General features: G+C 63.7%; 20 protein-coding genes. 5 read left to right on the top strand and 15 right to left on the bottom strand.

Going from position 1 to position 19,633, the window contains the following annotated elements:
- Positions 1-120 precede the first annotated feature (120 nt).
- The 14 genes from NKH21_RS04965 to NKH21_RS04900 form a co-directional block, all read right to left on the bottom strand.
- Complete coding sequence (locus tag NKH21_RS04965; RefSeq protein WP_352660723.1) at positions 121-750, bottom strand: sarcosine oxidase subunit gamma; 630 nt, start codon at positions 748-750, stop codon at positions 121-123.
- Positions 743-3,727, bottom strand: coding sequence for a sarcosine oxidase subunit alpha (locus NKH21_RS04960; protein WP_352863265.1), 2,985 nt, complete (start codon positions 3,725-3,727; stop codon positions 743-745). Before NKH21_RS04960 ends, NKH21_RS04965 begins: the two co-directional genes overlap by 8 nt.
- Positions 3,727-4,002: a sarcosine oxidase subunit delta gene (locus NKH21_RS04955; RefSeq protein ID WP_352660729.1), complete on the bottom strand. Its 276-nt coding sequence runs from the start codon at positions 4,000-4,002 to the stop codon at positions 3,727-3,729. The genes NKH21_RS04960 and NKH21_RS04955 overlap by 1 nt, the downstream gene beginning before the upstream one ends.
- A gap of 17 nt (positions 4,003-4,019) precedes the next feature.
- Positions 4,020-5,273 (bottom strand): sarcosine oxidase subunit beta family protein, encoded by a 1,254-nt coding sequence (locus NKH21_RS04950; RefSeq protein ID WP_352660732.1) that lies wholly within the window; start codon positions 5,271-5,273, stop codon positions 4,020-4,022.
- Positions 5,274-5,309: 36 nt separating this feature from the next.
- On the bottom strand, positions 5,310-6,617 hold the full coding sequence (glnT, locus tag NKH21_RS04945) for a type III glutamate--ammonia ligase (protein ID WP_023673983.1): 1,308 nt from the start codon (positions 6,615-6,617) through the stop codon (positions 5,310-5,312).
- A 33-nt stretch (positions 6,618-6,650) separates the two neighbouring features.
- A complete protein-coding gene (locus NKH21_RS04940) occupies positions 6,651-7,979 on the bottom strand; it encodes an FMN-binding glutamate synthase family protein (protein ID WP_023673984.1) in 1,329 nt (442 codons plus the stop codon).
- 6 nt (positions 7,980-7,985) lie between these two features.
- A complete protein-coding gene (locus NKH21_RS04935; RefSeq protein WP_352660735.1) occupies positions 7,986-8,720 on the bottom strand; it encodes a GltB/FmdC/FwdC-like GXGXG domain-containing protein in 735 nt (244 codons plus the stop codon).
- A gap of 4 nt (positions 8,721-8,724) precedes the next feature.
- Positions 8,725-9,618, bottom strand: a complete 894-nt coding sequence (locus NKH21_RS04930) for a class II glutamine amidotransferase (RefSeq protein ID WP_352660738.1) — start codon at positions 9,616-9,618, stop codon at positions 8,725-8,727.
- An 84-nt stretch (positions 9,619-9,702) separates the two neighbouring features.
- Positions 9,703-10,035 (bottom strand): hypothetical protein, encoded by a 333-nt coding sequence (locus NKH21_RS04925; protein ID WP_352660741.1) that lies wholly within the window; start codon positions 10,033-10,035, stop codon positions 9,703-9,705.
- On the bottom strand, positions 10,032-10,712 hold the full coding sequence (locus NKH21_RS04920) for a hypothetical protein (RefSeq protein WP_352660744.1): 681 nt from the start codon (positions 10,710-10,712) through the stop codon (positions 10,032-10,034). Before NKH21_RS04920 ends, NKH21_RS04925 begins: the two co-directional genes overlap by 4 nt.
- Positions 10,713-10,758: 46 nt before the next feature.
- Positions 10,759-12,159, bottom strand: a complete 1,401-nt coding sequence (locus NKH21_RS04915; protein ID WP_352660747.1) for an APC family permease — start codon at positions 12,157-12,159, stop codon at positions 10,759-10,761.
- 15 nt (positions 12,160-12,174) lie between these two features.
- Entirely contained in the window at positions 12,175-12,336 is a 162-nt protein-coding gene (locus NKH21_RS04910; RefSeq protein WP_023673991.1) for a hypothetical protein, read from the bottom strand.
- A gap of 16 nt (positions 12,337-12,352) precedes the next feature.
- A complete protein-coding gene (locus NKH21_RS04905; protein WP_023673992.1) occupies positions 12,353-12,730 on the bottom strand; it encodes a hypothetical protein in 378 nt (125 codons plus the stop codon).
- Between the two features lie 10 nt (positions 12,731-12,740).
- Complete coding sequence (locus tag NKH21_RS04900; RefSeq protein WP_352476575.1) at positions 12,741-13,028, bottom strand: hypothetical protein; 288 nt, start codon at positions 13,026-13,028, stop codon at positions 12,741-12,743.
- A gap of 284 nt (positions 13,029-13,312) precedes the next feature.
- Here NKH21_RS04900 and NKH21_RS04895 point away from each other — a divergent pair, with 284 nt between their 5' ends.
- Genes NKH21_RS04895 through NKH21_RS04880 form a run of 4 tightly spaced genes read left to right on the top strand, consistent with a single transcriptional unit; the run spans position 13,313 to position 17,069 of the window.
- Complete coding sequence (locus tag NKH21_RS04895; RefSeq protein ID WP_352660753.1) at positions 13,313-14,446, top strand: aminomethyl transferase family protein; 1,134 nt, start codon at positions 13,313-13,315, stop codon at positions 14,444-14,446.
- A 14-nt stretch (positions 14,447-14,460) separates the two neighbouring features.
- Positions 14,461-15,057, top strand: a complete 597-nt coding sequence (locus NKH21_RS04890; RefSeq protein WP_352660756.1) for a dimethylamine monooxygenase subunit DmmA family protein — start codon at positions 14,461-14,463, stop codon at positions 15,055-15,057.
- A complete protein-coding gene (locus tag NKH21_RS04885; protein ID WP_352660759.1) occupies positions 15,054-16,019 on the top strand; it encodes a PDR/VanB family oxidoreductase in 966 nt (321 codons plus the stop codon). The genes NKH21_RS04890 and NKH21_RS04885 overlap by 4 nt, the downstream gene beginning before the upstream one ends.
- 9 nt (positions 16,020-16,028) lie before the next feature.
- Positions 16,029-17,069 carry a heme-dependent oxidative N-demethylase family protein gene (locus tag NKH21_RS04880; protein ID WP_352660762.1) on the top strand — a complete coding sequence of 347 codons (1,041 nt, stop codon included), beginning with the start codon at positions 16,029-16,031 and terminating at the stop codon, positions 17,067-17,069.
- 211 nt (positions 17,070-17,280) lie between these two features.
- Here the strand turns inward: NKH21_RS04880 and NKH21_RS04875 are convergent, their stop codons facing one another.
- Positions 17,281-17,994 carry a helix-turn-helix domain-containing protein gene (locus NKH21_RS04875; protein ID WP_352660765.1) on the bottom strand — a complete coding sequence of 238 codons (714 nt, stop codon included), beginning with the start codon at positions 17,992-17,994 and terminating at the stop codon, positions 17,281-17,283.
- A 260-nt stretch (positions 17,995-18,254) separates the two neighbouring features.
- On the opposite strand from NKH21_RS04875, the gene NKH21_RS04870 reads away from it, so the two are divergent.
- Positions 18,255-19,613, top strand: coding sequence for a trimethylamine monooxygenase (locus NKH21_RS04870; protein WP_352660768.1), 1,359 nt, complete (start codon positions 18,255-18,257; stop codon positions 19,611-19,613).
- Positions 19,614-19,633: the final 20 nt, after the last annotated feature.

Raw genomic sequence — 19,633 nt, 5'->3', positions numbered from 1 at the left:
GTCATTCAACCCTCCTTCGGCTTTTCCGGCCGAAATAGAATCGAGCTTCGCCGCAAAGCGCAACCCAGATGTGTGAATGCGATAGTCTCCCCCAGGGGGAGAAGGGAAGACGCGCCAAGGCTACCCCAATTCCTCGGAATGCCGGATCTCGACGCCATACTCCGCGGCGGCATCGAGCATCGTATGCCACAGGCTTTCGGCAAACGTCGCAAATACCAGAAGATTGAACACCGCCTGCCCGTCCGGCCGGTCATTGCCGCGCCAGAGATTGATGCTGGTGTGATCTACCGACGTCGCGGCAGCGGTGCCGGCCGGGAACGCCGCCGGGTGCAGGTCCAGCGACGACAGTTTGGCCAGCATCGCGCGTGCCTTTTCTCCGGAAATGCTGATCAGCGCGCGGGCATGCGACTGGTCGGACAGCGAGGCGGATTGCGCAAACGCCTGGCTCAGCGGTCCGATCGTGTGCTTGCCGCCATTGGACAGGACCAGGAACTGATCCGGTCCCGACCAGATCAGCGTAGCGTCGGGAGCTCGGACCGCCTTTGGCGTTTCCGGGGCGGCAACGCCGAAGCGGGTTTCGGCAGCCTTCGCCAGTTCTGCCGCTTTGCCGCGCCGCGCCATCACCTGGATCAGGTCGAAATTGCGGATCTCGGTGAGCGATACGCCCGCCGCCGTGCCGCGCGCGCCATAGGCGCCGCCGACAAGCGCCTTCTCCAGCGGACTGCGGCTAATCCAGGAAAACTCAGCCACGCTGGCGCCCTCCATCCGGGTCGTAGAAGACGGGACTGCACAGCTCGACATCGTAGTCTTCGCCGCGCAGCGGGTCGTGCGCGTGGACGATCTCGCCGATGCGCTCGCGGCCGCGCTCAACCAGTGCCAACCCAATCCACTGGTCGAGCGTCGGCGAGAAGCAGACCGAGGTGACGTAGCCCTGGTCGTTATCGGGACCGGGTGTCTTGCCCTTCGGCATGATATGCGCGCCGGAGCGCAGGCGGCGTGTCTTGTCGACCGGCTTGATGCCGACCACGACCTGCCGGTCCGGCGCAACCAGCACCTCGCGCCTCGCCATGACGCGGCCGATGAAGTCTTTCTTGGTCGACATCATCTTGCCGAAGCCAAGGTCGGCGGCGGTCGTCGTGCCGTTCAGCTCCGGCCCGGCGACATGCCCCTTTTCGATGCGCATGACGCCGAGTGCCTCGGTGCCGTAGGGCGTCACGCCGAACGGCTTGCCGGCCAGCATCAAATTGCGCACCAGCGCGTCGCCGTAACGCGCCGGAACCGAGATCTCGAACGCCATCTCGCCGGAGAACGAGATGCGGAACAGCCGCGCTTTGATGCCGCCGCGTAGCGCGACTTCGCGCGCGCCCATAAAGGGAAAGCCCTCGTTCGACAAATCCTCCGCCGGATCGACGATTTCGCGAAGCAGGTCCCGCGTCTTCGGCCCGGCGATCGAGAATTGCGCCCACTGGTCCGAGACCGAGGTCAACTGCACATCGAACTCGGGAAACAGCACCTGCCGGCAGAATTCGAGATGCTGCATCACCAGCCCGGCCTTGGCGGTGGTGGTGGTCAGGAAATAGTGATCCTCGGCCAGCCGCGACGTCGTGCCGTCGTCATAGACGATGCCGTCCTCGCGCAGCATCAGCCCGTAGCGGGCTTTGCCGACAGCAAGATTGGAGAAGGTGTTGATGTAGACGCGGTCGAGGAAGGCGCCGGCATCCGGGCCGTGTACGTCGATCTTGCCGAGTGTCGAGACGTCGCAGAAGCCGACGCCGGAGCGCACCGCCTTGACCTCGCGGGTGACCGATTCCAGCCAGTCCTTTTCGCCGGCGCGCGGATACCATTGCGCGCGCTTCCACAGGCCGGTGTCGACGAACACCGCGCCCTGTTCGGCGGCCCAGTGATGCGACGGCGTCAGTCGCGTCGCATGAAAATTCTCGTCGCGATGATGGCCGGCGAAGGCGCCGATGGCGACCGGCACATAGGGCGGCCGGTAGATCGTCGTACCGGTCTCGGGAATGGACTTGCCTGACACCGCCGCCATAATGGCGAGGCCGGCGACATTCGAGGTCTTGCCCTGGTCGGTGGCCATGCCGAGCGTCGTATAGCGCTTGAGATGCTCGACCGACTCGAAGCCTTCGCGCTGCGCCAGTTCGATGTCGGACGCGGTCACGTCATGCTGGTAATCGACGAAGGCTTTCCCTTTGCCGGCCACATGCCAGAGCGGCGTCAGCGAAAAGGCTTCGTCGTCGGCGACCGGCGATGTGCCGGCATTGCCGCTTCGTCCGGCGCTCTGCGCTGCCGTAGCACCCGCGGCAAATCCCTGGCGCAGGCAGTCGCCCAGCCCGAAGGCGCCGTTGGCGGCGCCGACGGCCACCATGCCGGGTGGCGCGCCGTCCGGCACGAAGGCTGCAATATCGTCCTGCCATTTCGGCCGGCCGCGATGGTAGGAAGTCAGCCCGACCGCCGGATTCCAGCCGCCGGAGACGGCAAGTCCGTCTGCCTCGACCTCGGCGCGTGCGCCGCCGGTGAGCGCCACCGCAATTTTCCTAACGCCGTCCTTGCCGCCCTCGACCCCGCTGACCGAGCCGTTGAGCACGGCAAAGCCGCCTTTGGCGGCAAGCGCGCGATGCGCGGCGGAGACGTCCGGGCGTCCATCGATCACCGCCGCGATCTGCAGACCGGCGGCAAGCGCGGTCTCGACCGTGCGCCAGCCGTCCTCATTGTTGGTGAACAGGGCGATCCGCCTTGCCGGCGTCGCCGCGTAGCGCGCGACATAGGTCCGCATCGCCGAAGCCATCATCACGCCCGGCGTGTCGTTGCCGGCAAAGACGATCGGCCGCTCGATGGCGCCGGCGGCAACGACGCAACGCCTGGCTACGATCCGCCACAGTCGCTGGCGCACCTGGTGCTCGGGCGGCGAGGGCAGGTGGTCGTTGACCCGCTCGATGGCGCCATAGGTGCCGCCATCATAGACGCCGAACAGTGTCGTGCGGTTCATGATGCGGACATCGGGGAGCGCGGCGAGTTCCCCCAGCGTGCGCGTAATCCATTCGGCTGCCGGCTCGCCGTCGATCGTGCCGCCGTCGGCAAGCAGACGGCCGCCGAACGCAAAATCTTCCTCGCACAGGATGACGCGGGCGCCGCTGCGCCCGGCCGCCAATGCCGCCGCAAGCCCGGCCGGGCCGGAACCGGCGATCAGCACATCGCAATGCGCCCACGCCTTGTCGTAATGGTCGGGATCGGCGCCGCCGGCAGCGCGTCCGAGGCCGGCGGCGCGGCGGATCGCCGGCTCGTAGACCGCTTCCCAGAATTTCGCCGGCCACATGAAGGTCTTGTAGTAGAAGCCGGCGACGAAGATCGGCGCAAACAGCTGGTTGACCGCCATCAGATCATGGCGCAGCGACGGCCAGCGGTTCTGGCTGGCCGCTTCGAGCCCGTCATAAAGTTCGGCTGTGGTCGCCTTGGTGTTCGGCTCGCGCCGCGCTCCCGTGCGCAGTTCGACCAGCGCGTTCGGCTCTTCGGATCCAGCGGTCAGGATGCCGCGCGGCCGATGGTATTTGAACGAGCGGCCGACCAGCTTGATGCCATTGGCGATCAGCGCCGAGGCGAGCGTGTCGCCCTGGAAGCCGGCATAGCTCTTGCCGTCGAAGCGGAAGCCCAGCGGAGCGGAACGATCGATGAGACCGCCGCTCTCCAGCCGGTGTGTCTGCGCAGGGCCAACCATCAAGCGCCCACCTTGGCGGCACCAACGCCCGCCGCCGGCTCGACGGAGGAAATCTCATGCGTCAGCGTGTTGCGGGCGACCTTCAGCCAGGCCCGACAGCCGCCGCCATGGTACCAGTATTCACTCATCGGCCCGGCGACGTTGTCGCGCAGATAGACGTAGTCGAAGACCTCGTCTTCGGTGGCGCCGGCCGTCGGACGCGCCGGCTTGGCGTCGCCCAGATAGGTGAACTCGCCGAGTTCGCGTTCGCCGCAGAAGGGACAGACAATGCGCATGCTTCTTCAGCCAGCCTTCAATGCAGGTTCGGTTGGGCGCCCTGGCCCTTTTCGTCGATCATCGCACCTCGCCGGAAGCGGTCGAGGCGGAAGCGCGCCGCCTCCTTGTGCGGCTCGTCGCGTGCCAGCAGATGGGCAAAGACCAGGCCGGAACCTGGCGTCGCCTTGAAGCCGCCATAGCACCAGCCGGCGTTGAGATAGAGCCCGTCGACCGGCGTCTTGTCGATGATCGGCGAGCCGTCCATCGACATGTCCATGATGCCGCCCCACTGACGCAGAAGCCGTATCCGGCCGATCATCGGCATCAGCGCCATGCCGCCCTCGCAAACGTCTTCCATGACAGGCAGATTGCCGCGCTGGGCGTAGGAATTGTAGCCGTCTATATCGCCGCCGAAGACCAGGCCGCCCTTGTCGGACTGGCTGACGTAGAAATGGCCGGCGCCGAAGGTCATGACATTGGGGATCAGCGGCTTGATCGCCTCCGACACGAATGCCTGCAGCACATGGCTTTCGATCGGCAGCCGCATGCCGGCCATCGCCGCGACGCGCGACGAGGAGCCGGCAACCGCCATGCCGACCTTGCCGGCGCCGATCCTGCCGCGCGATGTCTCGACGCCGGTCACCTTGCCGTTGCCGTCGCGGACAAAGCCGGTCACTTCGCAATTCTGGATGATGTCGACGCCGAGCGCGCTCGCTGCATGCGCGTAGCCCCAGACCACGGCATCGTGGCGTGCCGTGCCGCCGCGTCGTTGCAAAAGCCCGCCCTGCACCGGAAAGCGTGCATTGTCGAAGTTCAGGAACGGCATCATCTTCCTGACCGCCGCCAGGTCGAGCAATTCGGCGTCGATGCCGTTGATGCGCATGGTGTTGCCGCGCCGCGCATAGGCGTCGCGCTGTGCGTCGGAATGGTAGAGGTTGATGACGCCGCGCTGGCTGACCATGGTGTTGTAGTTGAGGTCCTGCTCCATCCGCTCCCACAGCTTCATCGAAAGCTCGTAGAAGCCGGTATTGCCGGGCAGCCCGTAATTGGAGCGGATGATGGTGGTGTTGCGGCCGGCATTGCCGGAGCCGATCCAGCCCTTTTCCAGCACCGCGACATTCCTGATGCCGTATTCGCTGGCGAGGAACCATGCCGTCGCCAGGCCATGGCCGCCGCCACCGATGATCACCACGTCGTAATGGCTCTTCGGGCTGGCGTCGCGCCAGGTGCGCTGCCAGTTCTTGTGGCCGGAAAATGCCGCCCGGGCGAGGGAGAAGATCGAGTATTTCATGAACCTGTTTCGCGCCGGGCGTGCAACAATTCCGGATCAGATGTCGAGCGTGTGGTCGCGCTCCCACTGGGTGAAGTGGGAAGCATAGGAATTCCATTCCTGCTGCTTGAGCTTTAGATAGGCCGACGAGAATTCCTCACCCAGCGCCGCCTTGAGCGATTTGTCGTTGTCAAACTCGCGCAGCGCGTCGAGCAGGTTGAGCGGCAGCTTCGGCGCGCCCTCGACCGTATGGCCGAACTGGTACATGTCGATGTCGTAGCGCCGGCCGGGATCGGCCTTGGAGCGGACGCCGTCGAGGCCGGCGGCGATGATGACGGCCTGCAGCAGATAGGGGTTTGCCGCGCCGTCCGGCAGGCGCAGCTCGAAGCGGCCGGGACCAGGCACGCGCACCATGTGGGTACGGTTGTTGCCCGTCCAGGTCACCGTGTTCGGCGCCCAGGTGGCGCCGGAGATGGTGCGCGGCGCGTTGATGCGCTTGTAGGAATTGACAGTCGGGTTGGTGATCGCGGCAAGCGCGGAAGCATGTTTCATGATGCCGCCGAGGAAATTCCTGCCCTTTGCCGACAGGCCGAGCTCCATGGCATTGTCGGCGAAGACATTTGTCTTGCCGTCCTTGTCCCACACCGAGATGTGGGCATGGCAGCCATTGCCGGTCAGGCCCTGGAACGGTTTCGGCATGAAGGTCGCGCGCAGGCCGTGCTTTTCGGCGACCGATTTCACCATGAATTTGAAGAAGGAATGCTTGTCGGCGGTCGCCAGCGCATCGTCGAAGGCCCAGTTCATCTCGAACTGGCCGTTGGCGTCCTCGTGGTCGTTCTGGTAGGCGCCCCAGCCGAGCGCCAGCATGTGGTCGCAGATCTCGGCGATGACGTCATAGCGGCGCATCACCGCCTGCTGGTCGTAGCAGGGCTTCGACGCCGTGTCGTATTCGTCGGAAATCGTCTTGCCGTCCGGCGAGATCAGGAAGAACTCGGCCTCGACGCCGGTCTTGATGTGCATGCCGTCGCCAGCGGCCTCCGCAATCAGTCGCTTCAGCGTGTTGCGCGGCGCCTGCTCGACCGATTTGTCGTCCATGATGCAGTTGGCGGCGACCCAGGCGACTTCGGGCTTCCAAGGCAACTGGATCACCGAGGCCGGATCCGGCACGGCCAGCATGTCGGGATGCGCCGGCGTCAGGTCGAGCCAGGTGGCAAAGCCGGCAAAGCCGGCACCGTCCCGCTGCATGTCGGCGATCGCCTGCGCCGGCACCAGCTTGGCACGCTGCCCACCGAACAGGTCGGTGTAGGATATCATGAAATATTTGACGCCCTTCTCCTTGGCGAAGGCGGCGAGATCGTTCCCCATTATAGTTCCTCGCTTACTGGCATTTGGTTTGTTTTAGAAGCCGTTCTTGCCCGGTATCCAGTTGGTGCCGGCCAGCGGCACGCCGGCCATGGCGGCGGCTTCGATCGTCAAGGCCACAAGATCCTCGGGCTCGAGATTGTGCAGGCTGTTCTTGCCGCAGGCGCGGGCGATTGTCTGAGCCTCAAGTGTCATCACCTTAAGATAATTCGCCAGCCGTCGTCCGGCCGCAATCGGATCGACCCGTTTCATTAGCTCGGGATCCTGCGTGGTGATGCCGGCCGGGTCGCGTCCCTCATGCCAGTCGTCATAGGCGCCGGCGGTCGTGCCGAGTTCGTTGTATTCCGCTTCCCAGCGCGGGTCGTTGTCGCCGAGCGCGACAAGCGCTGCCGTGCCGATCGACACCGCGTCGACGCCGAGCGCCAGCGCCTTGGCGACGTCGGCGCCGTTGCGGATGCCGCCGGAGACGATCAACTGCACCTTGCGGTGCATGCCGAGATCCTGCAGCGCCTGCACGGCCGGCCTGATGCAGGCAAGCGTCGGCTGGCCGACATTTTCGATGAACACTTCCTGGGTTGCGGCGGTGCCGCCCTGCATGCCGTCGACGACGACGACATCGGCGCCCGACTTCACCGCAAGCGCCGTATCGTAATAGGGCCGCGCGCCGCCGACCTTGACGTAGATGGGCTTCTCCCAGTCGGTGATCTCGCGCAGTTCGAGGATCTTGATCTCGAGATCGTCCGGCCCGGTCCAGTCGGGATGGCGCGAGGCTGAGCGCTGGTCGATGCCTTTCGGCAGCGTGCGCATTTCGGCGACGCGGTCGGAGATCTTCTGGCCGAGCAGCATGCCGCCGCCGCCGGGCTTGGCGCCCTGGCCGACGACCACTTCGATCGCGTCGGCGCGGCGCAGATCGCGCGGGTTCATGCCGTAGCGCGACGGTAGGTACTGGTAGACCAGTGTCTTTGAATGGCCGCGCTCTTCCTCGGTCATGCCGCCGTCGCCGGTGGTCGTCGAGGTGCCTGACAGGGTCGCGCCACGGCCGAGCGCTTCCTTCGCCGGGCCGGACAGCGAGCCGAAGCTCATACCGGCAATGGTGATCGGGATTTTCAGCTCGATCGGTTTTTTCGCATAGCGCGAGCCGAGCACGACGCTGGTGTCGCAGCGCTCGCGATAGCCTTCGAGCGGGTAGCGCGAGATCGAGGCGCCGAGGAACAGAAGGTCGTCGAAATGCGGCAGCTTGCGCTTGGCGCCGGCGCCCCTGATATCATAGATGCCGGTCGCCGCGGCGCGGCGGATCTCGGAAAGCGTGTAGTCGTCGAAGGTCGCGGATTTGCGCGGCGTCGTCGGCGGGTTGCGATAGGTCATTGAGCCTCAATACGCGTCGGCGTTGTCGATATTGAAATTGTAGAGGGTACGAGCCGAGCCATAACGCTTGAACTCCGCCGCCTTGACGCCGGTCACGCCGGCGCGGTCGAGCAGGTTTTGCAGCAATTCGAGATGCTCGGGCCGCATCTCCTTGGCGATGCAGTCGGCGCCGAGGCTTTCGACCTTGCCGCGCACGAAAAGCCGCGCCTCGTAGATGGAATCGCCGAGCGCATCGCCGGCATCGCCCAGCACCACGAGATTGCCGGACTGCGCCATGAAGGCCGACATGTGGCCGATATTGCCATGGACGACGATGTCGATGCCTTTCATCGAGATGCCGCAGCGCGACGACGCGTTGCCTTCGATGACCAGCAGCCCGCCGCGGCCGGTGGCGCCGGCATACTGGCTGGCGTCGCCTTTGACGACGATCTGGCCGGACATCATGTTCTCGCCGACGCCGGGTCCGGCCGAGCCATGCACGGTGATGGTGCCGCCGTCGTTCATGCCGCCGCAATAATAGCCGACGCTGCCGCGCACATCGATGGCGACCGGCTGGTCGACGCCGACGGCGACCGAATGGCTGCCTCGCGGGTGCAGTACTTCCCATGCGGTTTCGTTCGAACCGGGCGCCAGATCGTGCAGCGCCTGGTTGAGCTCGCGCAGCGACATTTCGGCCAGGTCGAAGACCCGTGACGCATGGCTCTGTTCGCGACCCGCCTTGGAGAGGTTGATTGCCGGCATTGGTTCAATGCTCCCAGAAATAGACGGTTGCGGGCTCGGGTTCCCAGACCTTCGCATTGTCTATGCCGGGCAGTTTGGTGAGCGCACGATATTCCGAGCCGAAGGCGACATACTGGTCGGTTTCGGCCATTACGGCAGGCTTGCAGGCGATCGGATCGCGCACCACGCCAAAACCGTTCTTGGTGCCGACGACGAAGGTGAAGAAGCCGTCGAGGTCGCTCAGCGTGCCTTCCAGCGCCTCGCCGAGGTTCTTGCCATGCGCCATTTGCGAGGAGAGATAGGCGGCAGCGACCTCGGTATCGTTCTCGGTCTCGAATGTCATGCCTTCGCGGATCAGCTCGCGGCGGACATTGTTGTGGTTGGACAGCGAGCCATTGTGCACCAGGCACTGGTCGGCGCCGGTCGAGAACGGATGCGCGCCCATCGTCGTCACCGCCGATTCGGTCGCCATGCGGGTATGGCCGATGCCGTGGGTGCCGGTCATCTCGCGGACGCCGAAACGGTCGACGACCGCTTCCGGCAAGCCGACTTCCTTGTAGATCTCGACGACGTCGCCGGCACCCATGATGCGGATGTCGGGGCGCAGTGCCTGGATCGCCTCACGCGCCTGGTCGATCTTGGCAGGCGTCGTCCTGACTACCGCATGCGTCGACTTCGCAGCAATGCTCACCGGCGCGCCGATTGCCTTGGCTAGTTCGGCGTCGAGGCCGCGGAAATCGCGCTCCGGCTTGGCCGACTGGATGGTGATCTTGGCTTCACTGGAGGGGGCGCCATAGATGGCGATGCCGGCGCTATCGGGACCGCGATCGCTGAGCGAGATCAGCATCTCCGACAGCATCGCGCCAAGCTGGGGCTCGAGCGACTTGTCCTTCAAAAACAGTCCGACGATTCCGCACATGTCAGGCTCCGCGAGTTTGTTCCCTCCGAGATGTATCGAATGAGTCCGGGGAATTCAATTGGTATGAAAAAAATTTTCCTGTCGTTATATATCGGCTGAGGCGCCGCCGGCCGCACTATCGCCGCGCGCGCCGCCATTGTGAACCCATTTGGCATAGCGGATACGGGCGATCTTGTAGGCATCCAGGATCGACAGGGCATAGATCAGGAAGCCGCCGGCATGGCGCCCGACGAAGCTGGCGTCGGGCGGCGCGATCTTGGCGGTGACCCAGGCGAGGATCACCATGAAGAACAGAAATTGCAGGCCGCGCACCGGCACGCCGAGCACGACATGCCCGCTTGCCGGCAAGACGATCGCGGCGCCGAGAACGAGATAGGGGCTCGGTGGTGCGAGGGAGGTGGTGCCTTGGCTGCTCATGCCGCTTGCCGTTCGCTTTGATTGATGGCATCGCGCAGCGCCGAAGCCGACGACAGCAGCCTCTCGATCAGCACCGGATCGAGCCTGACCGTGCCGAATTCGGCTTGCCGGAATACGCCGTAGCGCGCCCGCTCGGCCTCGGCCAGAAGCCAGACGATGCGCACGCCGTTCGGTGTGATCAGCAATTCCTTGGCGCGCCCCTCGGCAAAGATGTCGAGGTGGCCGGCGATGAGGGCCTCGGGGAAGCGCACGCCCTTGCGGTCGCTTCGCAGCACCGCCTCGGCCGGAAATTCAGCCGCCTTCGGCAGCGTATGGTCGAGATGATCGAAATTGGAAAAAGTCGTCGGCGATCCCGGCCGCATCATCATGTCGAAAGTGCCTGGTATCGCGACCTTTTCGGTGATCGAAACGCTCAGCCAGCGCGCCGGCAGCTTCCTGATCGCCAGCGTGTCGACGATGGTCCGCACCTGCACCTGCCGGCCGTTCCACGAGCCGGCGAAGGTGACGACGCCGGCAGTGCCGTCCGAGATATTGGCCACGTCGGGAATGATTTCGCGGAGCACCGCCTCCTCGGCGGCAAGCGCGGTCGAAGCCTTGGCGTGGCTGGCCCGCGCAAGCCAGGTTATGTGGAGGACGAGAGCCAGGGCAACCGCCCCGGCGAGCAATGCTGAGATCACCTAACGCACCTCGTCACGCAAATGCCCGCCCAGAACGGGCGCGCCGTCAGTAGCCCTGCGGCTTCGGCCACGGCATGGTGAACTGGGCACCGCGGCGCACGAATTTGTAGCGGTAGAAGTGGAACCACAGCGAGATCAGGAAGTAGAAAGCGACCATGGCGATCAGCTGCGAGCCGAAGCCGAGGAAGATCGCAAAGAAGGTGACCACGCAAAGGCAGAACAAGACGATCGCCGGCAGCGGATGGAAGGGATGGGTGTAGCCGCGGCGGATCGAGCCGAGCGGCCACTTCTTCCTGAACATGATGATGTTGATGCTCATGAAGGTGTATTGCAGCACGCCCGACAGGATCGAGAAGGTGATCGCCTGGTTGAGGTCGGCGATGAAGGCGAAGGCGAGCGCGATCGGCAGCAGGAACAGGATCGAGCGATAGGGCGTGCGGTATTTCGGATGCACCGCCGAGAACCAGGTCGGCAGATAGCGGTCGCGGCCGAGCGAGAACCAGGCGCGCGCGGCGTCGTTGATGCAGCCATTGGCGGAGGCGAGCGCCGCAAGCAGCGTCGCGGTGAACAGCAGGTTTTCCAGCAGCGCACTGCCGGTCAGTTTGCCTGCGTCCCACAGCGGATAGTAGGTGATGCCGAGATATTCCCAGGGCATCAGCGAGGCGCAGACATACCAGGTCATGGCGGCGGCGATCAAAAGCGTGATCATGCCGGCCATCGTGCCATAGGGCAGCGAGCGCGCCGGCGAGCGCACTTCCTCGGCCGCCTGCGTGGTTCCCTCTATGCCGAGATAATACCAGATGCCGAACTGGAAGGCGGCGATGACGCCGATCCAGCCATAGGGCAGGGCGTTGCCGGGGGTGACCAGTTCGTTCAGCTTCAGCACGGCGCCTTGCGTCCACGGGCTGACCGAGAAGAACAGGATGACGATCGAGACATAGGCGATGGCGGTGATGACGAAGTTGACGTTGAGCGTCATCAGCACGCCGCGATAGTTCAGCCATGCCAGCACGACGATGGTCGCGGCGATGAAGGAATTGTGGTTGAGGCCCTCGACGCCGGCCTTGGCGACGATCGTGTCGCCGAGCAGGATCGCGTCCGACACTTCGAGCATGGTGTAGGCAAAGACCAGGAACAGCGCGACGTTGAAGGCCATCAGCGGCCCGACAATGTGCTTGGCCTGCGCATATTGGCCGCCGGCGGCAGCAACCGTCGAGGTGACTTCGGAATCGATCATCGCGACCGAGGTGTAGAGCAGGCCAACGATCCAGCAGACGATCAGCGCCGCCAGCGCGCCACCCTTGTCCGCCGCGAAATTCCAGCCGGTGAATTCGCCGACCAGAACGATGCCGACACCGAGCGCCCAGACATGGGCGGGGCCGAGCACCCTGAGCAGCGAAACCCTGTCGCCTTGCACTTGCACCGCTGGTTCAGCCGTGATCGTCATCGTTCAATCCCCCACTCAGATCCGGTGTTTTTCGGACACGGCTTCAAGTTCGCCTTCCCTGGACGAGGTCAGCATCTCTTCGGAATAGGTCGTGTCGATCTTGAACCAGTCGTAGAGCATCCACAGCGCGAGCACGATCGAGATGCCCCAGCATGCGTAAGAGAGTGCCACCCACATGACGATGCTTCCCTATCTATTTGTCGCCGAACTTTTCGTCGATGACGTCGCGGTATTCGCGGTCCGATGCGCGGAACAGAAAGATGAAATAGCCGATCAGCACCGCGGCCATGATGATCAGCGTCGGCCAGTCGATGATGTAGTGGAACCGGTTCTGGATGATGTCGTGCGCGGTTTCCGGCGTGTAGCCGAGCTTTTCCCAGATCGAGGCCATGGTCGGGTTTTGTCCGAGCGCTTCCCACGTCTTGGCGTCGAGCGCGTCGATGGATTTTGCCGCCCCTGCCAGCCCTAGTTTCAGCGGCAGCCACAGTGCGACGAAAATCGCGACCACGACGACGGCGATATCGAAAACCTGTCCGGCCTTGCTCTGTTCGGGCGGTGTATAGCGGGCCATGCGTCTCCCCTCAGGACTTGCGGTTGCGGTAGGCGTCGGCATTCTTGATGTCGAGACCGTAGATGAAGTCCTTGTCTTCCTTGTAGTGGTTGACCATCGCCAGGATCGCGGCCGTGTTGAAGATCAGCACGGCGGCGGCGGCGACCGCGACGACGAGCTTGATGCCGGCGTCGGGGATGTATGGCCATGTCATGAACAGGACAAAGAGGATCGTCGCCCACAGGCAGACGATCAGGAGCATGGATCCACGCACGTCGGAACGGTACAACGCTTCCACGCGCTGTTGCAGGTCGGACATCGGCTTTCCCCTTTTTCAACGCCCGGTCCGGATTGGCCGGTCATTGCCCTCTTTCAAGAGAGTGAAATTTTTTTCATAAAATCCGGCCGAATTCTGGAATTGTCAAGACGATTTTACGCGGCGTTAACTGTTTGTTTGGTCCGCCGGATTTGCCTGACAATGAAATTATTTGCTTACGGGTATTGCAGGCTCCCGGCGTTTGCGATCAATATTCGGGCAACGCTCCCGCCTGTGTGCAGAGAGCAGGGGAAAGCAAAAAGTTCTTTCGAACGGAGGACCAGCGGATGACGGCATCCTGGAGATTTTCGACGCTTGCGGACCGCCATCGCGCGCTCGGCTCGAAGCTCGAGGACTGGAGCGGCATGGGCACCGCCTGGACCTACGACAAGGACGCCGACGAAGAGTATATCGCCATCCGCACCAGGGCCGGCCTGATGGACGTGTCCGGTTTGAAGAAGGTCCACATCACCGGGCCGCACGCCTCTCATCTGATCGACCTGGCGACGACGCGCGACGTCGAAAAGATCTATCCCGGCAAGTCGGCCTATGCTTGCATGCTCAACGAGGCCGGCAAGTTCACCGACGACTGCATCCTCTACCGCACCGGCCCGAATTCCTGGATGGTCGTGCATGGCTCGGGCACCGGCCATGAAGAGCTGCAGCGCGCTTCGGTCGGTCGCGACGTGTCGCTGCGCTTCGACGACAATCTGCACGACCTTTCGCTGCAAGGCCCGACGGCGATCGACTATCTGGCAAAGAATGTGCCCGGCATTCGCGACCTCAATTATTTCCATCACATGCAGACGCAGCTGTTCGGCTTCCCGGTGATGATCTCGCGCACCGGCTATACTGGCGAGCGCGGCTACGAGATCTTCTGCCGTGGCCAGGACGCCGGCACGATCTGGGACAGGATCCTCGACGAGGGCAAGAGCGCCGGCATCATCCCGTGCCGCTTCACCACGCTCGACATGCTGCGCGTCGAGAGCTACCTGCTGTTTTACCCCTACGACAATTCGCAGAAATACCCGTTCGAGAACGAGGGTCCCGGCGACACGCTGTGGGAGCTTGGTCTCGACTTCACCGTCAGCCCCGGCAAGACGGGCTTTCGCGGCGCCGAGGAGCACTACCGCCTCAAGGGCAAGGAGCGTTTCAAGATCTACGGCGTGCTGCTCGAAGGCAGGGAGCCGGCCGACGAGGGCGCACCGGTCTACCGCGGCGGCAAAAAGGTCGGCGTGGTGACCTGCGCCATGTATTCGCCGCTGGTAAAAAAATCGATGGGCATTGCCCGGCTCGACGTCGACTGCGCGGTGCAGGGCACCAGGCTCGAGATCCGCAACAAGAGCGGCTCCATCAGCGCAACCGCCGAGCCGCTTCCCTTCGACGATCCGAAGAAGACCAAGCGCACGGCGAAAGGCTGAGGCATACTGCGGGTATGGCAGCGAAAAGCATCATCAGCCGGCCGGTCTATGGGACCCTGTCTCCGCAGCCCGGCAAGCATCATCTTTTCATAGCGGATGCAGAGGGAGCGCTGGCGATCGCCGATCTGGCCGCCAAGGCACCGGCGGATTTCTTCGGCGGCGCCCACATCATCTTCATTCCCGGCCGCGACGGCAAATATGCCGATATGCTCGAAGCGCTGAAGCCGGCGCAGTTCTACCTCGGCCATTCCTTCGCCAGCGCTTTGCCGCGGCTGAAGCAGACGCTGGCCAATGCGCATATGGGCCTCAGGCTCTATCTTGCCGGCACCGAAGGGCTGATCGGCCAGGCCATGCAGGCGGCGCTCGAAGCCGGCATCGACCACACCTCGATCCAGACCGAGCATCGCGGCTCGCTGGCGCGCCGCATGCAGTGCGTCCATTGCAAGGGCATCACCGAGAACGTGACGACGCAGCCGGCGACCTGTTCGCATTGCGGCCTCTTGCTTCTGGTGCGCGACCACTATTCGCGGCGGCTCGCCGCCTTCCAGGGCGTCTGCATCAACGCCGAGGATCGCAGCGAAATTCCTCCGATCGAGGAGGTCTTTCGATGAGCACCGGCACCACCAAGCTCGATGTCGTTGTCAGCGATGTCGTCCCGGTCAACGAACTGGTCACGCGCTTTCATTTCCGCAGGCGCGACGGCGAGCTTTTGCCGACCTTTTCCGGCGGCGCCCATGTCGTCGTCGAGATGCGCGATGGCGAGCGCACCAGGCTCAATCCCTATTCGCTGATGGGCTCGCCGCTCGACACCCGCGAATACACCATCTCGGTTCGCCGCGACGACGCCGGCCGCGGCGGCTCGCTGTTCATGCACAGGCAGGTCAGGCCGGGCACGGAGATGGTGGTCAGCTATCCCGTCAACCTGTTCTCGCTCGATCTGCGCGCCAGGAAGCATCTGATGCTGGCCGGCGGCATCGGCATCACCCCGTTCATGGCGCAGACCGCGCAGCTGGCGGCGGAAGGCGGCAATTTCGAATTGCATTACACCTGCCGCACCGCCTCGCTCGGCACCTATGCCGACCTGCTGAGGGAGCGCTACGACCGCCGGGTCAGACTCTATCACGACGACCGCGACGAGCGCGTCGATCTCGACCGGCTGTTGTCGTCGCAGCCGCTCGGCACGCATCTCTACGTCTGCGGCCCGTCCGGCATGATCGGCTGGGTGCGCGAGCGTGCCGCCGCTCTCGGCTGGCCTCCCGAGACCGTGCATTTCGAGCATTTCGCGGCGCCGCAGCCCGGCGCCCCTTTCGACGTGACGCTGGCGCTCAGCGGCAAGACCATCTGTGTCGACGAGCAGCAGAGCCTGCTCGAGGCGATCGAGGCGGCCGGCGTCGATCCGCCCTATCTGTGCCGCGGCGGCGTCTGCGGCCAATGCGAGACCAACGTCATGTCGCATGACGGCAAATTCATCCACAACGATCACTGGCTGAGCGAGGAAGACCACCGTTCGGGCTGCAAGATCATGCCCTGCGTGTCGCGCTTCGAGGGCAGGTCGCTGGTGCTGGAAAGATAGGAGGCGAGCTTGGGCATTACCTTTCGCAAGGAAACCTTCCGCGACGACTTCACCTTCAGGAACAGCCCCGAGCACATCAGGCGGTTCCCGTTCCCGTTCCACGAGGACAGCTACATGTATGCGGTCAACATCGAGCCGCATGTCGTCGGGCCGAAGGGCAGCGTGCTGGAGAATTTGATCGACGTCGACGAGCACTATGTCGCCGAAATGCAGGACCGCGCTTTGGTGCTCGTCGAGGACCCGCTGCGCTGCCAGTCGCTGCCGCACATGACGCTGGCCGGCTGGGACCTGCTCGAATTGCTGATGGAGCAGCAGGCGCTGGGCTATCCCGAGCATTTCACGCTGATCCGCGACGGCGATCGCTGGCGCTGGATCAACCGGCCGCTCGGCATCGACGACAGCTTCACCTTCGGCGACGTCTCGACGCTGCCCTATGGGCCGATGGAATACATCACCCGGCAGAGCCAGGGTGATTTTTGCATCCTCGACCAGCGCGACGGCAATCTGTGGATGGATGCCGGCATGGTCACCACCCAGGCCGACTGGTCGCTCGATTTCGACATCGGCATGAACTTCTTCGAATGGCACGCGCCGGTGCCGCTGGCGCATGAGAAGGGCATATTCGTCCGGGCGCTGAAGTTCCTCACCAACATCCAGCAGGGCAAGCCGGCACGGCGGCTGAACTGGACGATGACCATCAATCCGCGCCTCGATACCAGCCCGGAAAATTATCACAAATGGGGTCCGGACCGCGCGACGGTGACGCCGGAAAATGTCGGCGACAAGGTGCATCTGCGCGTCGAGCTGCAGAGTTTCTGGCGGCTGCCGCGCTCGAATGCGATCGTCTTCCCGATCCGCTGCTACCTGATCAAGATGGACGAGCTGGTGACGCAGCCGAAATGGGCTCGGCGCCTGCACCGCGTCATCCGCGACCTCCCCGACGAACTCGCTAATTACAAAGGCCTGACGCGCTACCGGACGACGCTGGTCGAATGGCTGTCGAAATTGGATGATGGGAGTGTGACGTCGCCGGGTTTCGGGCCGGATTGACTGCTGCCGTCGCCGAAGCTGCCGATCTCCCCCCTCGTGGGGGAGATGCCCGGCAGGGCAGAGGGGGGCGCGAAGGATCGCCAACCTCGTTCATATTACGACCAGCCTAGAACAATCTGAGGCTGCAATTTGCGACCGATCGAGATGTCGGCGGGACAGCGCCCCCCTCTGTCCTGCCGGACATCTCCCCCACAAGGGGGAGATTGCCAACTCACCCCGCGCTCTGCGGATAGCAGATGATCGACAAATAGCGCATCGGAAGGACGCTCAGCACTTCCGGCCCGTGTGGCGCGTCGGCGTCGAAGAACAGGCTGTCGCCGGGCTTCATCGGGTAGAGATTGCTGCCGTGCCGGTAAACCACCTCGCCTTCGAGCATATAGAGGAATTCCATGCCCTCGTGCTGGAAGGTCGGGAACACGTCGGAATCCTCGGTCAGCGTGATCAGATAGGGTTCGACGACGACGCCGCTGGTGTTGGAGCCGATATGGCCGAGCAGATTGTACTGGTGGCCGGCGCGCGTGCCGCGGCGCTCGACGTCGAGGCCTTCGCCGGCCTTGACGAAGACGGCGCTGCGCTCTTCCTCGAAGCGGCGGAAGAAGGCGGTGACGGGAACACCGAGTGCCCGCGACAGCGCCTGCAACGTGGTCAGTGACGGCGAGGTGATGCCGTTCTCGATCTTCGACAGCATGCCAAGCGAAATGTCCGTGGCGGCAGCCAGATCGGCGACGGTGATACCGAGCTTCTTGCGGAATGCCCGCACCTCGCGGCCGATCGCGACCTCGAGCACTTTTTCGCGGGTGTCGCGAATGGCGTGCGGGTTCTGGGTGAGCGGCACGCGTATCTTGCGCGGCTCGATCGCGGCGGGTTTGGCTCTGCCCGCCGCGGCGCCGGCATCATGCTTCAGACTGGATGCTTTTCTCGCCATTTCGCCACCCCGGACCTTGCCGATTCATTTCACTCACGGTGAACATATTCGGTGCCGATACAGAAGCGCAACTGCTACGGCAAGCCACTTGTGGCGACTTGTCAGCGGTCCGGATTTCTCCCGAGGTCGGGCCTCGCTTGGAAATCCAGCGTGGTGAAACGAGGGTTTCGCGACAAGCCCTGTTGACAGCATCGAAGGGGCAATTACTGTCCTGTCAGTGAAATTTGTTTCGTTAGGGAAATGAGATCGGGAGGCCCGCAATGAAAGATCGTGTTGCCGTCATCGGAGCCGGGCCGTCCGGCATGGCCCAGCTCAGGGCCTTCAAGTCGGCTGCCGACAAGGGCGCCGATATTCCCGAGATCGTCTGCTTCGAAAAGCAGTCCGACTGGGGCGGCCTGTGGAACTACACCTGGCGCACCGGCCTCGACGAGCACGGCGACCCGGTGCACGGCTCGATGTACCGTTACCTCTGGTCGAACGGCCCGAAGGAATGCCTGGAATTCGCCGACTATACGTTCGAGGAGCATTTCGGCCGGCCGATCGGCTCCTATCCGCCGCGCGCCGTGCTGTGGGACTACATCAAGGGCCGTGTCGAAAAATCCGGCGTGCGCCAATGGGTGCGCTTCAACAGCCCGGTGCGCATGGTCACCTTTTCCGAAACGACAAAAAAATTCACCGTCACCGCGCATGACCGCACCAACGACGTCACGTACTCGGAAGAGTTCGACAATGTCGTCGTCGCTTCGGGCCATTTCTCCGTGCCCAACGTTCCCTATTTCGAGGGCTTCTCGACCTTCAACGGCCGCATCCTGCACAGCCACGATTTCCGCGACGCGATGGAATTCAAGGGCAAGGACATCTTGATCATCGGCCGCTCCTATTCGGCCGAGGACATCGGCTCGCAATGCTACAAATACGGCGCCCGATCGATCACCTCGAGCTACCGCTCGAAGCCGATGGGCTTCAGATGGCCGGAGAACTGGAAGGAAGTGCCGCTGCTGCAGAAGGTCGTCGGCAAGACGGCGCATTTCAAGGACGGCAGCACCAAAGACGTCGACGCCATCATCCTGTGCACCGGCTACCTCCATTCCTTCCCGTTCCTGACCGAAGACCTGAAGCTGAAGACCGCCAACCGCATGTGGCCGGACGGGCTCTACGAGGGCGTCGTCTGGGAGAAAAACCCGAAGCTGTCCTATATCGGCATGCAGGACCAGTTCTACACCTTCAACATGTTCGACGCGCAGGCCTGGTTCGCCCGCGACGTCATCATGGGTCGCATCAAGCTGCCCTCGGCCGAAGCAATGGCCGAGCACGGCCAGAAATGGCGGGCACGCGAGGAAACGCTGGAAGACGCCGAGCAGATGATCTGGTTCCAGGGCGACTACACCAGGGAGCTGATGGAGCAGACCGACTATCCGGGCTTCGACGTCGAGGCGGTCAATCAGACCTTCATGGAATGGGAGCACCACAAGGCGGAAGACATTATGGGCTTCCGCGACCATTCCTATCGCTCACTGATGACCGGCACGATGGCGCCGCTGCACCATACGCCCTGGCTGCAAGCGATGGACGATTCGATGGAGAGCTATCTCGAGGTGAAGGGCGTGGCGGCGGAGTAGGCAGTCCGAACGACGATTGC

Origin of the sequence: Mesorhizobium sp. M1329, from assembly GCF_040318035.1 — a bacterium.
In the GTDB taxonomy this organism is placed as follows: Bacteria; Pseudomonadota; Alphaproteobacteria; order Rhizobiales; family Rhizobiaceae; genus Mesorhizobium.
The sequence above is the reverse complement of the archived record's forward strand: the minus strand, read 5'-3'. Positions and strand labels throughout refer to the sequence as shown.

Excerpts from the sequence above, each read along its gene's own strand:
- NKH21_RS04960 (WP_352863265.1), bottom strand. The coding sequence starts at position 3,727 with ATGGTTGGCCCTGCGCAGACACACCGGCTGGAGAGCGGCGGTCTCATC.
- NKH21_RS04955 (WP_352660729.1), bottom strand. The coding sequence starts at position 4,002 with ATGCGCATTGTCTGTCCCTTCTGCGGCGAACGCGAACTCGGCGAGTTC.
- NKH21_RS04950 (WP_352660732.1), bottom strand. The coding sequence starts at position 5,273 with ATGAAATACTCGATCTTCTCCCTCGCCCGGGCGGCATTTTCCGGCCAC.
- glnT (WP_023673983.1), bottom strand. The coding sequence starts at position 6,617 with ATGGGGAACGATCTCGCCGCCTTCGCCAAGGAGAAGGGCGTCAAATAT.
- NKH21_RS04940 (WP_023673984.1), bottom strand. The coding sequence starts at position 7,979 with ATGACCTATCGCAACCCGCCGACGACGCCGCGCAAATCCGCGACCTTC.
- NKH21_RS04935 (WP_352660735.1), bottom strand. The coding sequence starts at position 8,720 with ATGCCGGCAATCAACCTCTCCAAGGCGGGTCGCGAACAGAGCCATGCG.
- NKH21_RS04930 (WP_352660738.1), bottom strand. The coding sequence starts at position 9,618 with ATGTGCGGAATCGTCGGACTGTTTTTGAAGGACAAGTCGCTCGAGCCC.
- NKH21_RS04925 (WP_352660741.1), bottom strand. The coding sequence starts at position 10,035 with ATGAGCAGCCAAGGCACCACCTCCCTCGCACCACCGAGCCCCTATCTC.
- NKH21_RS04915 (WP_352660747.1), bottom strand. The coding sequence starts at position 12,159 with ATGACGATCACGGCTGAACCAGCGGTGCAAGTGCAAGGCGACAGGGTT.
- NKH21_RS04910 (WP_023673991.1), bottom strand. The coding sequence starts at position 12,336 with ATGTGGGTGGCACTCTCTTACGCATGCTGGGGCATCTCGATCGTGCTC.
- NKH21_RS04905 (WP_023673992.1), bottom strand. The coding sequence starts at position 12,730 with ATGGCCCGCTATACACCGCCCGAACAGAGCAAGGCCGGACAGGTTTTC.
- NKH21_RS04900 (WP_352476575.1), bottom strand. The coding sequence starts at position 13,028 with ATGTCCGACCTGCAACAGCGCGTGGAAGCGTTGTACCGTTCCGACGTG.
- NKH21_RS04895 (WP_352660753.1), top strand. The coding sequence starts at position 13,313 with ATGACGGCATCCTGGAGATTTTCGACGCTTGCGGACCGCCATCGCGCG.
- NKH21_RS04890 (WP_352660756.1), top strand. The coding sequence starts at position 14,461 with ATGGCAGCGAAAAGCATCATCAGCCGGCCGGTCTATGGGACCCTGTCT.
- NKH21_RS04885 (WP_352660759.1), top strand. The coding sequence starts at position 15,054 with ATGAGCACCGGCACCACCAAGCTCGATGTCGTTGTCAGCGATGTCGTC.
- NKH21_RS04875 (WP_352660765.1), bottom strand. The coding sequence starts at position 17,994 with ATGGCGAGAAAAGCATCCAGTCTGAAGCATGATGCCGGCGCCGCGGCG.
- NKH21_RS04870 (WP_352660768.1), top strand. The coding sequence starts at position 18,255 with ATGAAAGATCGTGTTGCCGTCATCGGAGCCGGGCCGTCCGGCATGGCC.